This is a genomic window from Exiguobacterium sp. EA-TM-5 (genome assembly GCF_053878415.1).
This window is the reverse complement of the sequence record NZ_CM132670.1, coordinates 529,165-544,873: the sequence shown is the minus strand read 5'-3', so window position 1 is coordinate 544,873 and position 15,709 is coordinate 529,165. Positions and strand designations below refer to the sequence as shown.

13 protein-coding genes and 1 riboswitch are annotated in these 15,709 nt (G+C 47.6%); of the genes, 7 read left to right on the top strand and 6 right to left on the bottom strand.

Annotated features, from left to right (window positions below; translation table 11 throughout):
- Positions 1–48: 48 nt before the first annotated feature.
- The 3 genes from mmuM to ACV3PA_RS02905 form a co-directional block, all read right to left on the bottom strand.
- Positions 49–981, bottom strand: a complete 933-nt coding sequence (mmuM, locus tag ACV3PA_RS02915) for a homocysteine S-methyltransferase (protein WP_456125589.1) — start codon at positions 979–981, stop codon at positions 49–51.
- On the bottom strand, positions 956–2,359 hold the full coding sequence (locus ACV3PA_RS02910; RefSeq protein ID WP_053452007.1) for an amino acid permease: 1,404 nt from the start codon (positions 2,357–2,359) through the stop codon (positions 956–958). The genes mmuM and ACV3PA_RS02910 overlap by 26 nt, the downstream gene beginning before the upstream one ends.
- A 77-nt stretch (positions 2,360–2,436) precedes the next feature.
- A riboswitch (SAM riboswitch) is annotated at positions 2,437–2,538 on the bottom strand.
- Between the two features lie 36 nt (positions 2,539–2,574).
- Positions 2,575–3,492 (bottom strand): ketopantoate reductase family protein, encoded by a 918-nt coding sequence (locus ACV3PA_RS02905; protein WP_456125588.1) that lies wholly within the window; start codon positions 3,490–3,492, stop codon positions 2,575–2,577.
- Between the two features lie 182 nt (positions 3,493–3,674).
- On the opposite strand from ACV3PA_RS02905, the gene ACV3PA_RS02900 reads away from it, so the two are divergent.
- The 6 genes from ACV3PA_RS02900 (at position 3,675) to ahpF (ending at position 11,046) form a co-directional block, all read left to right on the top strand.
- Positions 3,675–4,391, top strand: coding sequence for a GntR family transcriptional regulator (locus ACV3PA_RS02900; RefSeq protein WP_053452005.1), 717 nt, complete (start codon positions 3,675–3,677; stop codon positions 4,389–4,391).
- Entirely contained in the window at positions 4,384–5,925 is a 1,542-nt protein-coding gene (gene gntK, locus ACV3PA_RS02895; protein WP_053452004.1) for a gluconokinase, read from the top strand. The genes ACV3PA_RS02900 and gntK overlap by 8 nt, the downstream gene beginning before the upstream one ends.
- 24 nt (positions 5,926–5,949) lie before the next feature.
- Positions 5,950–7,296 (top strand): GntP family permease, encoded by a 1,347-nt coding sequence (locus tag ACV3PA_RS02890; RefSeq protein ID WP_053452003.1) that lies wholly within the window; start codon positions 5,950–5,952, stop codon positions 7,294–7,296.
- Positions 7,297–7,316: 20 nt separating this feature from the next.
- The gene (gene gnd / locus ACV3PA_RS02885) at positions 7,317–8,717 is read left to right on the top strand and encodes a decarboxylating NADP(+)-dependent phosphogluconate dehydrogenase (RefSeq protein WP_053452002.1); all 1,401 of its coding nucleotides are present in this window, start codon (positions 7,317–7,319) and stop codon (positions 8,715–8,717) included.
- A 221-nt stretch (positions 8,718–8,938) separates the two neighbouring features.
- A complete protein-coding gene (ahpC, locus tag ACV3PA_RS02880) occupies positions 8,939–9,502 on the top strand; it encodes an alkyl hydroperoxide reductase subunit C (protein WP_023469815.1) in 564 nt (187 codons plus the stop codon).
- 14 nt (positions 9,503–9,516) lie between these two features.
- Complete coding sequence (gene ahpF / locus ACV3PA_RS02875) at positions 9,517–11,046, top strand: alkyl hydroperoxide reductase subunit F (protein WP_053452001.1); 1,530 nt, start codon at positions 9,517–9,519, stop codon at positions 11,044–11,046.
- Between the two features lie 44 nt (positions 11,047–11,090).
- Here ahpF and ACV3PA_RS02870 read toward each other — a convergent pair whose 3' ends face one another.
- Entirely contained in the window at positions 11,091–11,660 is a 570-nt protein-coding gene (locus tag ACV3PA_RS02870) for a hypothetical protein (protein ID WP_456125587.1), read from the bottom strand.
- Between the two features lie 250 nt (positions 11,661–11,910).
- Between ACV3PA_RS02870 and ACV3PA_RS02865 the strand changes: the two genes are divergently transcribed.
- On the top strand, positions 11,911–12,453 hold the full coding sequence (locus ACV3PA_RS02865; protein WP_053451999.1) for an ECF transporter S component: 543 nt from the start codon (positions 11,911–11,913) through the stop codon (positions 12,451–12,453).
- Between the two features lie 44 nt (positions 12,454–12,497).
- Here the strand turns inward: ACV3PA_RS02865 and ACV3PA_RS02860 are convergent, their stop codons facing one another.
- A complete protein-coding gene (locus ACV3PA_RS02860; protein ID WP_456125586.1) occupies positions 12,498–13,991 on the bottom strand; it encodes a malate:quinone oxidoreductase in 1,494 nt (497 codons plus the stop codon).
- Positions 13,992–14,184: 193 nt separating this feature from the next.
- A complete protein-coding gene (locus ACV3PA_RS02855; protein ID WP_053451997.1) occupies positions 14,185–15,690 on the bottom strand; it encodes a glycosyltransferase family 2 protein in 1,506 nt (501 codons plus the stop codon).
- Positions 15,691–15,709: the final 19 nt, after the last annotated feature.

The following is a 15,709-nucleotide window of genomic DNA, read 5'->3' as shown; positions in this document are numbered from 1 at the left end:
CGCGAAATCGATTGATTTCGCGTCCGTTCTTTTTTCGTCCATCATTCATCATGTTTGAGAAACTCGGCAGACCGAACGAATTTGCGCAATATGTTCGGGTGACGTCCGGCAACAACCGCCAATCAATCGTGCCCCAGCTTCATACCACGTCTTTGCGACAGTTTGGAACGATGTGCACTGATTCGTACCCGACCATGTCTTCGCGACCGGATCATAAACCTCGCCGGAGTTCGGATAGACGATGATCGGTACGTTCGTCAATGCTTTGACATGAAGAATGAAATCGGTCGTGTAAGATGCCGGAAAACAATTTGCACCAATCGCTGCAAGTTGCGGATGTTGTCCGATCGTCTCGATACATGTCGCAAGTGGTGTTCCCTCACTGATGTGCGTCGCATCTTGAAGCGAGAACGTCAGCCAAGCAGATACTTCCGGATACGCTTCGAGAATCTGGAACAACACGACAGCTTCCTCAAGTGACGGAATCGTCTCGAACGCCAGCAGATCCGCACCCGCTTCAATCAATGCTTCGATCCGCGGTCTGTGGAAGGCTTCTAGCACATCAGCTGACACACCATAATGACCGCGATATTCAGATCCATCTGCTAAGTAGGCACCATAAGGACCAACAGATCCCGCGATTAGTGCGGCATTCTTTCCGCTACGCGTCCGTGCGTCTTGCGCAAGAGTGACCGTTTGTCGGATCAGTTTCTCTGCTTCCTCGGTTGTGATGTGACGTTGCTTGAACCCTTCGATACTTGCTTGATAGCTTGAGGTGATCGCGACATCGGCACCTACTTCGAAGTAATCGTTATGGACACGCTCAATCTGTTCTGGTGCTTCGATCAAGAGACGCGCTGACCAGAGCGGATCGTTCAGGTCAAATCCCTTTTGTTCGAGTTCGGTCGCAAGCGCTCCATCTAAAATCAGGAAGGGAACTTTCTGTAATCGTTGGTCAACTGGATTTTTGATTCGGGACATCTTCAACACTCCGTTTCTGAGAAGAATTCGTGAACGCATAAACGACATAACAGATCACGATGAATGGAATACCGCAGTACAAAGCAATACGTTGTGTCGGATCAAATCCGATCCCAATTAGGGAAATCAAACAGACAACGAAGGCTGCAATCGGTACGAATGGAAACAGTGGTGTACGATAGACCAATTCGTCGACCGTATGCCCTTCGCGGAGGAATTGTTTCCGGAAGCGATATTGCGCAACGCTGATACTCATCCAGACGACGACGACAGCAAGTCCGGAAATCGAGACGAGCGCGATATAGACACTTCCTGCTGCATAGATGCTAGACAGCAAGGCAAGTCCTCCACCGAGCATGCTGAACAATACAGCTCGAAGTGGAACTCCGCTTGGCGTCACCTGGGCGAAGAAGCGCGGAATCATCCGTTCGTTCGCAAGCGACCAAAGCATCCGTGAGGCCGCGTAAAGTCCCGAGTTCGCTGCCGATAAGATCGCCGTCAAAATGACAAAGTTCATCACGTCTGCTGCGTAGGGAATACCGATCCGTTCAAATACGGCTACAAATGGACTTTCGAGTACGCCCTTTCCTTCCGTTGGCAACAAGACGGCTAATACGATGATCGTACCAACGAAAAAGAGAACCAATCGTAGAATCGTCGTCCGGATTGCAAGCGGAATCGTCCGTTTCGGATCGACTGCTTCACCCGCTGCTACACCAATTAATTCTGTGCCCGAGTAAGCAAAGTTCACTGCGAGCATCGTCATGAAGATGACGAAAGCGCCATTCGGGAACAATCCACCTTCGGTTAACGAAGAAAAGAATGGGGCTGGACTACCATCTTGCAGTGGAATGAAGCCGACGATGGCTCCTGCACCAAGTAAAATGAAAGCAATGATCGTTACGACCTTAATAGCGGAGAACCAAAATTCGACTTCAGCAAAGACACGGACCTTCAAAACGTTAATACCAAGGATCATCGTAGCGAATAATGCACTGAACACCCAGACAGGAACGGATGGGAACCAACGCTGCATCAAAATGCCTGCTGCCGTGAATTCTGAACCGAGGGCGACCGTCCACGTCAGCCAGTAGAGCCAAGCCACTGTATAACCTGTGCCGGGTCCGATATACTTTGTCGCGTATTTATGGAATGAACCAGTTTCCGGCATATGTACAGCCAGTTCACCGAGACTTAACATGACGAGATAAACGACGACGGCCCCAATTAAGTAAGACAGAATCGTTCCGACGCGCCCTGCTTGTTCCAATGTATAACCCGTACTTAAAAATAATCCTGTTCCAATAACACCACCTAACGACAGCATGATCAGATGACGTGATTCCATCTTTCGTCGAAAAGCCCCGCTCGTTTTCATGAATCCATTTCCTCCTCATTCCACCTATTTCAAACAAAAAACGCATCCTCACGGATGCGTCGGTCGACAATTCGGAAATCTTATCGATCGGGTGCAGCACCCGCAGGAATTAGCACAGTATCTTTCGACCTGTTGCTGAGGTTTCATAGGGCCAGTCCCTCCACCTCTCTGGATAAGTATGTAATTGTTCCTAACCATATCAGAATGCAGATAATTCAGTCAACATGCATTTCTTGATTTTTTTGATAGATTCCTAAATTTGACTCGATGAGTTGAAGATGACGTTGAGACATTGTTTTTAGTAAAGTAGTAAAAAAGTGATCAACTTCTACTCGTTGACCTTTTTCCATATCCCGCAACATCGACGATTTCATCTTATCTTCCATTGCATTCATTTGTTTCATCAGTACAGCTTCTACATCATCATTGAAGACCGCACCCTGTTCTTCCATTGCCTGTTTCGATTCCTTCATGACGTCTATGATCATCTGACGCCCGACAGGTTCTTGCCGAATCGGACCGATGGCAGAGCGAAATAGTGTCGTCACGCCAGCGAATGTCGAAATGAACAGATATTTTTGCCACATGTCATCCATGATGTGCGTTGAGTACGCCATCGGCGCCTTTGCTTTCGCAAAACGTGTTGCAATTTCCTCCAGACGAGCTGTTGGTTTACCGATCCGTGAACCAAATAACAGCCGGTGTGACGGACTTGTCTGTACAATACGCCCTTCTGTATCAAGCGTCGATTCAATGAAGCAAAGACCACCGAGCACTCGATCTTCTCCGAAGACTTCTGTTAACCGGCGAATATGTTGCATCCCGTTTAATAACGGAATGATATATGTATCCTCCGAAACGAATGGCGCAAGATCCTTCAATACGTCATCTAAGTGATAAGCCTTCGTCGAAAGCAAGACGACGTCGAATGTATGATCCGGTTGCATGTCGCGCGTCACTAACTGAGGCGTGATCGTGATATCACCGTGAGGACTAGTGATTTGCAGTCCTGTTTTTTGTAGCTGTTCATAACGTTTCGGACGAACGAGGAATGTCACCTGTTCACCTTTTTCAGCAAGACGACCTCCGAAATATCCTCCGACTGCCCCTGCACCTACGACTAAAATATGCATATGTACGATCTCCTCCTTATTTGTTCTACACGTCACTTACTTCTTCACCCTAACATATCGAAAACGATTTTCCTGATTCCTGCTTGAATCACTAAAATTTAAGTTAAGCGTTTGCATTTCAGAAAAAAACGTTTATACTAACTTGTATACAAGTATACTAACTTTAGAAATCAGGTGATTCCATGTCAGAACTGTTATATCCCTTGAAATGGTTATCAAAAGCTTCCGCTGGCGATCGTGTTGCATACGAGCTACGGATGCGCATCATTTCAGGAAGTATTGAAAGCGGTACCATTTTATCTGAAAACAAGTTAGCCTCTGACTTTTCCGTTAGTCGCTCACCCATCCGTGATGCGTTAAAGATCCTTGCATCCGAACAGTTGATTCGATTGGAACGGATGGGGGCGGTCGTCGTCGGTTTATCCGAGCGCGATATCCAGGAAATCTATGATGTCCGGCTGCTCATCGAGACGTTCGTCTTTGAGCGACTCGTCAAGATCGAACGATCGGAGCTCGTTCGTGAACTCAGCAAAATTCTCGAAATGATGAAGGTCGCTATTAAATATAAGGATGCCGATGAATTTTCATTCCAAGATGTGCTGTTTCACGAAACAATCATTCGCTCGATTGACCACGGGTATGTCAGTATGATTTGGCAAAACCTTAAACCGGTCATGGAAAGTTTCATCCTCCTATCGATGCGGGTACGATTCGAGGAAGACATCGAAGACTTCGAACGCATCCTCGCGAACCACGCCCTGTACATCGAAGCGATCGAGACAGGAGATCGTGAACGGATGGTCGCTTCCTTGCATCAGAACTTTGATGATGTCCAGGAAGTCGAAGATCTCTGGAAAACGCAACAAATGATGTCGAAAGGAGTCGATTCACATGACTGAATACATGTTAGGCGTCGATATCGGAACGACGAGCACGAAGGCGGTCTTATTTACGACAAAAGGAGAGGTCATCGGACAAACGAATGTCGGTTATCCACTCCATACGCCGAATCGTTCGACGGCAGAACAAGATCCGGAAGAAATTTTTGATGCCGTACTCGAATCGATCCGCTTGATCACAAAACGTCATCCGAGCATGCCACCGAAGTTCGTCGCATTCAGCAGTGCCATGCACAGTTTGATTGCAATGGACGCACAACACCAACCATTGACTGCCTGTATCACGTGGGCGGACAGTCGGAGTGAAGCATGGTCGAACAAAATTAAGGAACAGTACGGTCTGTCGATTTATCATCGGACCGGTACACCGATTCATCCGATGTCACCGCTCAGTAAAATCAGTTGGCTCGTCGAAGATCGTCCGGAACTCCATGCTCAGACGAAAAAATATATCGGGATCAAGGAATTCGTTTTCCAACGACTATTCGGCAGATATGTCATCGATCATTCTCTCGCTTCAGCAACAGGTCTCTTCAATATTCATGAATTAGCCTGGGATACGGGCGCGTTACACGTCGCCGGAATCGATGCGAGCTATTTATCGGAACCTGTACCGACGACGACGTCATGCACCGGACTGAATGCCGATTATGCACGACAAATGGGACTGTCCGTTGATACACCATTTTTAGTCGGTGCCAGTGACGGTGTCCTTTCTAACTTAGGTGTCAACGCGATTCGCAAGGGGGAAATTGCGATCACAATCGGAACAAGCGGTGCTATCCGGACGATCATTGATCGACCGCAGACCGATGAAAAAGGACGGACGTTCTGTTACGCCCTGACCGAAGACCACTGGGTCATCGGCGGACCTGTCAATAACGGTGGAATGGTTTTACGGTGGATCCGAGATGAACTCGCTTCAGCAGAAGTCGAGACAGCGAAACGTCTCGGCATCGATCCGTACGCTGTCCTGACGAAGATTGCCGAGCGCGTCCGTCCGGGATCTGATGGACTGTTGTTCCACCCTTACTTGTCCGGTGAACGAGCACCGCTTTGGAATCCGGATGTCAGTGGTTCATTCTTCGGTTTGACGCTCTCGCACAAAAAAGAGCATATGATCCGGGCAGCACTTGAAGGTGTCATCTACAATCTGTATACCGTCTTCCTTGCTCTAATTGAGTGCATGGACGGTCCCGTGACACGGATTCAGGCGACGGGTGGCTTTGCTCGTTCTGAAGTCTGGCGCCAAATGATGGCGGACATCTTTGAATCGGAAGTCGTCATTCCGGAAAGTTTTGAAAGTTCATGTCTCGGTGCTTGTATTCTCGGACTGTACGCGACTGGGGAAGTCGATTCGTTCGAAGTCGTCTCCGAGATGATTGGGGAAACACATCGCCATGTACCAAATGAAGAAGCGATGCATGAATACCGTCAGTTATTACCGATCTTCATTAGCTTGGCGCGGACATTGTCCGCGGATCATAAACGGATTGCTGCGTATCAACGGAGCTTGATTCAAGAAGAAAACTAACTTAATCTTTTGGGGGAAGTCATCATGCCTTTAGTCATCGTAGGAATTGGGATCGTTGCGTTGCTCGTTCTCATCATGGGGTTGAAATTAAATACGTTCGTCTCACTCATCATCGTGTCCTTTGGCGTTGCACTGTTACTCGGCATGCCGCTCGATCAGATCGTCAAAACGATCGAAGCTGGTATCGGAGGAACGCTCGGTCACCTAGCACTGATCTTTGGTCTTGGTGCCATGCTTGGAAAGCTGATCGCTGACGCCGGGGGGGCGCAGCGAATCGCCATGACACTTGTTGCACGATTCGGGGAAAAGAACATCCAATGGGCAGTCGTCGTCGCTTCGTTCATCATCGGGATCGCACTCTTCTTCGAAGTCGGCCTCGTTCTGTTGATTCCAATCGTCTTTGCGATTTCACGTCAACTTCGTGTCTCGATCTTATATCTCGGGATTCCGATGGTCGCTGCCCTATCCGTCACGCACGGATTCTTACCACCTCACCCAGGTCCGACCGTCATTGCTGGGGAGTATAAAGCAAATATCGGGGAAGTCTTATTGTATGGTTTCATCGTTGCTGTTCCAACCGTCATCATCGCCGGTCCAGTCTTTACGAAAATCGCGAAACGACTCGTACCTGAATCGTTTACACGGACAGGAAACATCGCGTCACTCGGGGAACAAAAAGAATTTGATTTAGAAGAGACACCAGGCTTCGGCATCAGTGTCTTCACTGCGATGCTACCGGTCCTCTTAATGTCGATCGCAACAATCTTCACACTTTTACAAGAAACACTCGGTTGGGGTGAAAACAGTGTCATCTCAGCGATTGAATTCATCGGGAACGCTTCAACGGCGATGTTGATTTCACTACTCGTCGCGGTCTACACGATGGGAATCGCCCGCAAGATTCCGATGCAATCGGTCATGGAATCTTGTACGACGGCGATCGCCCAAATCGGGATGATGCTATTGATCATCGGTGGTGGCGGTGCATTCAAGCAAGTCTTGATTGATGGTGGTGTCGGGAAATACGTCGCCCAATTATTTGAAGGATCAGCGTTATCTCCGATTCTACTCGCTTGGTTGATCGCTGCGATTCTGCGGATCTCACTCGGTTCCGCTACAGTCGCTGCCCTATCAACGGCAGGTCTCGTCATTCCGCTACTTGAGCAATCCGACGTCAACTTAGCGCTCGTCGTTCTCGCGACTGGTGCAGGTAGTCTGATCGCTTCACACGTCAACGATGCTGGTTTCTGGATGTTTAAAGAGTATTTCGGATTATCATTAAAAGAAACGTTTGCGACATGGACTGTGCTTGAGACGATCATTTCCGTTTGTGGACTTGGTTTCGTTCTTCTCCTCAGCCTCGTCGTCTAAAAAAAGGAGTCGTTCTACTTATGCAACATTCTATTGGAGTCATCGGTCTTGGTGTCATGGGCCGCAACTTAGCATTGAACATGGCGAGTCATCAAGAAGAAGTCGCCATCTATAACTACACACGTGATTTAACGGATGATCTCGTCGCACATGATGAAGGATTACCACTCCATCCGTACTACGACATTGAAGCATTCGTTCAGTCACTCGCTCGCCCGCGTAAAATTTTCATGATGGTTACGGCTGGTAGCGCGATTGATTCGGTCATCGAATCATTACTTCCGCATCTCGAAACAGGTGATATCATCATGGATGGTGGGAACTCGCACTTCCTCGATACAGAGCGTCGTTTTGATGAACTACAACGCCACGGGATCGAATACATCGGCGTCGGCGTATCGGGTGGTGAAGTCGGTGCACGGACCGGTCCTGCGATCATGCCGGGTGGATCAAAAGAAGCGTACGACCATGTGGCACCGATCTTGACGAAAATCGCCGCTCACGTCGAAGGTGATCCATGTTGCGTCTATATCGGACCGAAAGGCGCTGGTCACTTCGTCAAGATGGTTCATAATGGCATTGAATACGCCGACATGCAACTGATTGCAGAAGCGTACAGTTTCCTTCGCTTCCGTCTCGGACTTGATGTCACGGAAGTCGCAGACATCTTCGCTGAGTGGAATGCAGGCGAACTGAAAAGTTACTTGATCGAGATCACAGCGGATATCCTCCGGAAAACGGATGACGAGACAGGACAACCGTTAATCGATGTCATTCTCGATCAAGCCGGTCAAAAAGGAACCGGAAAATGGACGAGCCTGCAAGCCATTGATAATGGGATCGCCTCTTCGATCATTACGGAAGCCTTATTCGCGCGTTACCTCTCGGCTGTTAAAGAAGAACGCGTCGCAGCGTCTGCTGTCTTGAAGGGACCAGAAGACTTGTCATCGCTTGAGCGAGACGCGTGGGTCGAACGGATTCGTCAAGCGCTTTATATGGGGAAAGTCGCAGCTTACGCGCAAGGCTTTACCCAGTACCGGACATCGTCTGAATTGTACGACTGGAATCTACGGCTTGAAGAGATTGCCTTGATCTTCCGTGGCGGCTGTATCATCCGAGCAGACTTCTTGAACGTCATCAGTGAAGCGTTCAAAAATGATGCGAATCTCTCAAACTTGATGCTTGCACCGTTCTTCGCTGAGAAAGTACAGGCGTATCAAGAATCGTTACGCCATGTTGTCGCTGAGGGTGCTCTGTCTGGTTTCGCCCTACCATGTCTATCAACGTCGTTGACGTATTATGATAGCTACCGGACAGCAAATTCAAATGCCAACATGTTGCAAGCGCAACGCGATTATTTCGGCGCTCACACGTATGCTCGAACAGACCGCGAAGGCATCTTCCATACAGACTGGCAATAAGGAATACAGATCTCGACTCCTGTTTCATTTAGGCGTCGGGATTTCTTTTTTTGTTCACACAATCTTTATTGAAATAAGAATTTACCGATTATACCTTGACAAAAGTGTTGGTCTATATGAAATTAGTATTAGATTAGAATTATTCTAGTGTGATAAATACAGATTAACTGTATGCACTAGGACAGATTCTAAATATAGAACCCTTGAGGAGGATTTTTATCATGTCTTTAATCGGAAGTGAAGTAAAACCATTTAGCGCATCAGCATTCCACAACGGAGAATTCGTTGACCTAACGGATGCCAACCTTCGCGGTAAATGGAGTGTCGTATGTTTCTACCCTGCAGACTTTACATTCGTTTGCCCGACAGAACTCGAAGATCTTCAAAACCAATACGAAACACTCAAAGCGCTTGACGTTGAAGTTTACTCTGTTTCAACAGATACGCATTTCACACATAAAGCATGGCACGAAACGTCAGAAACAATCGGTAAAATCGAGTACGTCATGATCGGTGATCCATCACACGTCATCTCACGTAACTTCGAAGTCTTGAACGAACAAGATGGTCTTGCTGACCGCGGTACGTTCATCATCGATCCAGATGGCGTCATCCAAACAGTTGAGATCAACGCAGGCGGTATCGGTCGTGATGCGAGCACGCTCGTCAACAAAATCAAAGCAGCACAATATGTACGTAACAATCCAGGCGAAGTTTGCCCAGCGAAATGGGAAGAAGGCTCTGCAACACTTACACCAAGCCTTGACCTCGTCGGAAAAATTTAAGGAGCGGATTCGCGATGGCTTTAGCCCCAGACATTAAAGCACAACTCGCGCAATACCTCGAGCTTCTCGAAGGCGATCTCGTCCTAGCTGTTAGTGCTGGGACAGACGCCGTCTCGCTTGAGATGAGCGCACTCGTCGAAGAGATCGCAAGCATGACACCACGCATCTCCGTCGAGCAGGCAAGTCTTCCCCGGACACCAAGTTTCACAGTCAACCGTGTCGGTGAAACGAGCGGCATCACGTTTGCGGGAATTCCACTCGGTCATGAGTTCACGTCCCTCGTTCTCGCACTTCTCCAAGTCAGCGGTCGAGCACCGAAGGTCGACGCGGACGTCATCAAGCAGATTCAAGGCATTCAAGAAACGTACCACTTCGAGTCGTACATCAGCTTGAGCTGCCATAACTGCCCAGATGTCGTACAAGCGTTGAACGTCATGAGCGTCCTCAATCCGAACATCAGTCACACGATGATTGATGGTGCGGCATTTAAAGCAGAAGTCGAACAAAAAGAGATCATGGCTGTTCCGACGGTCTTCGTCAACGGTGAAGCGTTCGGTAACGGACGGATGTCACTTGAAGAAATCTTGGCGAAGCTTGGCACAGGTGCCGATGCTGCTGATTTCGCCGACAAAGATCCGTACGACGTCCTCGTCGTCGGTGGTGGTCCTGCTGGATCGAGTGCTGCGATTTATGCAGCCCGTAAAGGGATCCGGACAGGAATCGTCGCAGAACGCTTCGGTGGACAAGTCATGGATACGATGAGCATCGAGAACTTCATCAGCATGAAGTACACAGAAGGACCAAAACTCGTCGCAAGTCTTGAGGAGCACGTTAAGGAATATGGCATCGACGTCATGAACCTGCAACGAGCAACTCGTCTTGAGAAGAAGGACCTCCTTGAGCTTGAGCTTGAGAACGGTGCCGTCTTGAAGACGAAGAGTTTGATCCTTTCAACAGGAGCACGCTGGCGTAACGTCGGTGTCCCAGGTGAACTCGAATTCAAGAACAAAGGCGTCGCGTACTGCCCACACTGTGACGGTCCATTGTTCGAAGGAAAACGTGTCGCAGTCATCGGTGGCGGAAACTCAGGGATCGAAGCAGCAATCGATCTTGCGGGAATCGTCAAGCATGTCACGGTCCTTGAATTCGCACCGGAACTAAAAGCCGATGCTGTTCTTCAAGAACGCCTCGCTTCGCTTCCGAACGTCACGGTCGTCGTCAACGCACAGACGAAGGAAATCACAGGAACGGATAAAGTGAACGGTATCACTTATATCGAGCGCGAAACGAACGTCGAACGTCATGTTGAGCTCGAAGGTGTCTTCGTCCAAATCGGTCTCGTACCAAACACGGACTGGCTCGGTGAAACGGTGAGCCGTAACAAGTTCGGTGAAGTCCAAGTTGATCGTCACGGCGCAACGAACGTACCAGGTGTTTTCGCTGCAGGCGACTGCACGGATAGCGCATATAAACAGATCATCATCTCGATGGGATCTGGTGCAACCGCTGCACTGGGTGCTTTCGATCACTTGATTCGGAATTAATACGAAAAGAGCGAAACTCGTCCGAGTTTCGCTCTTTTTCTATCTCAATAGTAGATTTCACCGTACCAGGTACAATGATATTCTTTCGTGATGTGGTGTTTTGTTAAGATGCCCTGCTTCGCGTATGTACCACTGACTGTTACGACCATTGTTTGCCAAGCATCGATTGGAGTACCAGAGAATCCGGTTTGCGTCCATTTTCCACCATCGATTGCAAGAGACGTCATCGAAAAGACATCGGATAATCGTTGTCGTTTACTCTGTTCCAAGAGTTCCGTCTCGAAATTTCCCATGATCCGGACATCGTTTCCACGTTCCATGCGTTCAAGCGTTCGTTCACTATCCCACTCTAAGCTCGTTTGGACATGTAATGGCTTTAACCGTTTGATTGCCCGTTCCTGAAAACGTTCCGGTGAAACCCAGTCCTCATCTGCGAACTGATCCGCTGCAAGCAACGTGACGTCCGCATTTTCATGTGTCCGATTCAGTTCTCGCACGATTTTCTCGTATGCCGCGTAATAACGTTGATGTTGTGTCGTCTGATCCTTTGCCTCTGAAGTGACTGGTGACAACGAAGCAAGTATGACAACGGCTGTCGCGATCTGGTATTTCATAGACTTCCCCTTCCTTTCGCTGTTCATTGTACGAAAAAAACGAGGAATAGATTCGAAAATGATAACCGTTTTAAAGATTTTTTCATTCAAGATTGTATGAATAGATTAAACTCTTCTGGAATTAAGAACGAATGACGATTGTTCAGTCAATCTGACCCCTATAAATAATTCAAAGTTGACACTTTTGACTAGTCCAGTCATCTGATAGATTGAAGATATCTTAAAATCTATCATAAAGAAGGTTAGCCACATGCAAAAAGCAGCACCGTACTCTAGCACTCGTACCCGCCAGCTTGTCATCACTGCGATGTCGATCGCACTTGTTCTTGTTGCAACAATGTTCATCAATATCAAATTACCCATCGCTCCAAACGGTGGTCTCATTCATATGGGAACAGCGATGCTCTTTCTTGTTGCCATTTTATTCGGTCCCCGGACAGCACTGCTTGCCGGTGCTGTTGGAATGGGCTTGTTTGATCTTCTATTGGGCTATACGATTTGGGCCCCTGGTACAATCATCGCACGCGGACTTCAAGGATTGATTGTTGGTTACATCGCGTGGTCAGGTGGTCGTAACGGAACGAATGTCACGTTCAACTTAATCGGGATGATCGCTTCCGTTCCTGTTATGCTACTCGTTTACTTCGTGCATGAAGGAATTGCATTCAGCAACTGGGTCGCACCATTCGGTTCAATTACAGGAAACATTATTCAAAACGTCCTCGGAATCCTTGTCGCGATTCCAGTCGGGATCGCACTGAAGAAAACGCGCTTCTTCCGTAACTTCCGCTAAATCAAAAAAACCGTCCGGCTCTTGTAGAGTCGGACGGTTTTCGTTTAGCGAATCGGTTGACCTTGTTCAAGCTCAAGCGTTTTTGCTGTTTCTGCATGGATCTGTTCGAACAACTCCGGATGTTCAACGAGTGAGATCCCGTAAGACGGAATCATCTCCTTGATTTTTGCTTCCCACGCCGGTAATTCGGACGGGAAACATTTGCCGAGTACTTCGAGCATGACTGGAACCGCTGTTGAAGCACCTGGAGAAGCTCCAAGTAAAGCAGCAACAGATCCGTCGGCAGCACTGACGACCTCTGTTCCGAACTGGAGTGTTCCTTTTCCTTGCGGTGTATCCTTGATAACTTGGACACGTTGACCAGCAACGACGACATCCCAGTCTTCCGTCTTCGCATTCGGAATGAACTCTCGTAATTCGTTCATTCGTTGTTCCGTCGACAAGAGAACTTGTTCGATCAGATACTTCGTCAATCCCATCTCTTTTGCTCCCGCAGCAAGCATCGTCAAGACGTTGTTTGGTTTGACGGACGCGATCAAATCAAGATTTGATCCTGTCTTGAGAAACTTCGGTGAGAAGCCAGCAAACGGTCCGAAGAGGAGCGATTTCTTTCCATCGATGTATCGTGTATCCAAGTGCGGTACTGACATCGGTGGTGCTCCGACTTTCGCTTTTCCGTAGACTTTCGCATGGTGCTGTTCAATGATCTCAGGATTTTTACAGACGAGGAACAAGCCGCTGACCGGGAAACCACCGATTTGCTTCGATTCCTCGATGCCTGTTTTTTGGAGCAATGGTAGACTACCACCGCCGCCCCCGATGAAGACGAACTGCGCCTTATGATGCTCGATCCGGTGATCGCGCTCATTCTTCACTTTGACTTCCCAACCACCGTCAACACGTTTCAAGTCCTCGACACCGTGCTGGTAGTTGATCTCTACATCGTGCTGTGCGAGATATTCAAACAGGATCCGTGTCAACGCACCGAAGTTGACGTCCGTTCCTGAATCGATTTTTGTCGCAGCGATCGGCTCTGGTGACGTCCGACCGTTCATGATGAGTGGAATCCACTCGGCTAATTTTGCTGGATCTTCCGAATACTCCATCCCTGCAAACAACGGATTTGCTGAGAGCGCTTCCAATCGTTTTTTCAGGAATTCGACGTTTTCCGTCCCTTCGACCATGCTCATATGTGGAATCGGCATGATGAATTCTTTCGGATTCGGCAAGACCCCTTCCTTGACGAGATGCGACCAGAATTGACGCGACAGTTGGAACTGTTCGTTGACTTTGACCGCTTTACTAATATCGATCGAACCATCGGCGTTTTCCGTCGTATAGTTCAGTTCACACAGTGCGGCGTGACCTGTTCCTGCATTGTTCCACTCGTTCGAGCTCTCTTCCCCGGCACTCGCGAGTTTCTCGAATACCTTGATGTTCATCTCAGGCGCGAGTTCTTTTAATAAGACCCCTAACGTCGCGCTCATGACTCCGGCACCAATTAAAATAACGTCTGTTTTTTTAGGCATACTGCTCATGATATCCTTCCTATCCCCGTTGATATTATGGACTACCTGTCATGAAAAACTTCCCCCTCATGACGACAACTTACCTTTCCATTATAACCCTATCATAGCTTGCACAGAAAGGAACTTCTTTTACATTCAGAAATGTGCTGCAGTAGCCGATTTTACAAAATCGTCTGCCTCTTTTCGAAGCAGACGATTGCATTCATTTGATTCGTAATCCTAAGTTTCCTTTAACGGTTTCATACCAGCGAAATGTATGGTGGCATTGTTGAATTACTGGCTCATCCATCGTAATAGCCATCACCTGCTGTCCATAGTCATCAAAGCGTAAATAAACAAGATAACTCCCCTTTTCGATTTGTTTGGGTAGTTCTATCCGTAAGTGATAATAATGATTTTCAAGATCTGTAACATGCGTCGTCAAAAGATGTGTTTCTTCCATCCATGTACGATGTTGTAACGTAATCCCTTCTACTCGAATTTGTCGATCTCCAAGTGTTTGAACCGTTAGATTTAGTCCATCTTCTGTCCGTTCTAATTTGTGTACCTTCACATATAGAGGGAGCGCTAGCATTTGTGTCTGACCATTGCCTAATGGAATATTCCAATAAGGTTGATCATTCACCCATTCGACTTTCTTTATTTCTTTCGATTTCGACCACTTAACAGCATCCAAAAGATCATCAAAACGTTCAGCTTTCCAATAGTGATACAACAGACGATTGAACGGCTTTTCAATCAATGAATCGATAGGATAGGAACGATATTGCGTAAACAAGGCGACGACACGCGCAAACATCTGATGATAGACTGATGGATCATTACTTTTGAGAAAGTGCTTACGATCATAAAAGCGTGTGATACAGTCAAACTCAATCAGTCGATTGAGGATAAGTCGTTCCTTTTCAGCAGATAAGTCATATTCCAACACACGACGTAAGACGATAAGATTCGTTTCCATCTTTTCCATAATGTCGGTCTGCTTCGTTAATGAGTCATTCTCGTCGAGACGATTCAAATAATAGATGGGGGCAGTAACTGTCGAGATCATATCTGTTCGTACTAAGACATCGATAAAAAATTGTTTATCTTCGGCGAATTTCATCGAAGGAAATTGAATAGCATGACGTAACAGGAAATCTCGACGCATCATGCGGGCACGTGGGCCGAGATGATAAAAAGCGTGCTTTAAAGTATACGGAGAGACGTGATCACGATCGCGATTGGATTCGTGAACACCAATGATTCGATTCGGTTGATTCGTCGATACTTGAATGGTACGCCCGACGGCATAGTCTACTCCGGTTCGATTCATCGTCTCACTTAGAATCCGTAATCCGTCATGTGCTAACCAATCGTCGGCATCCAAAAACGTGACATATTTCGATCGTGCCAGAGTCAAACCTAGATTACGTGGCATCGCAGGCGTACCTGTATTTTTTTTCAGCAGTACGCTGACAAGTTGAGGATATAAGGCGGATAAGCGTCGTAAAAGGCGACGTGAGCCATCTGTGGATTTATCATCTACCGCAATGATCGTCACGTTTCGAATACCGATTGTCTGTACTAAAACGGAGTTAATCGTTCGTTCAAGATAGATAATCGCGTCGTACACTGGAATGATGACTGTAATAGCGACATGACGTCTCAATCGTTTTTTATTGAGCACCTCATAGTCTTTCGGTAGTGATGAAATATTCGATCCCACGTGTCTCACTCCTCGTTCG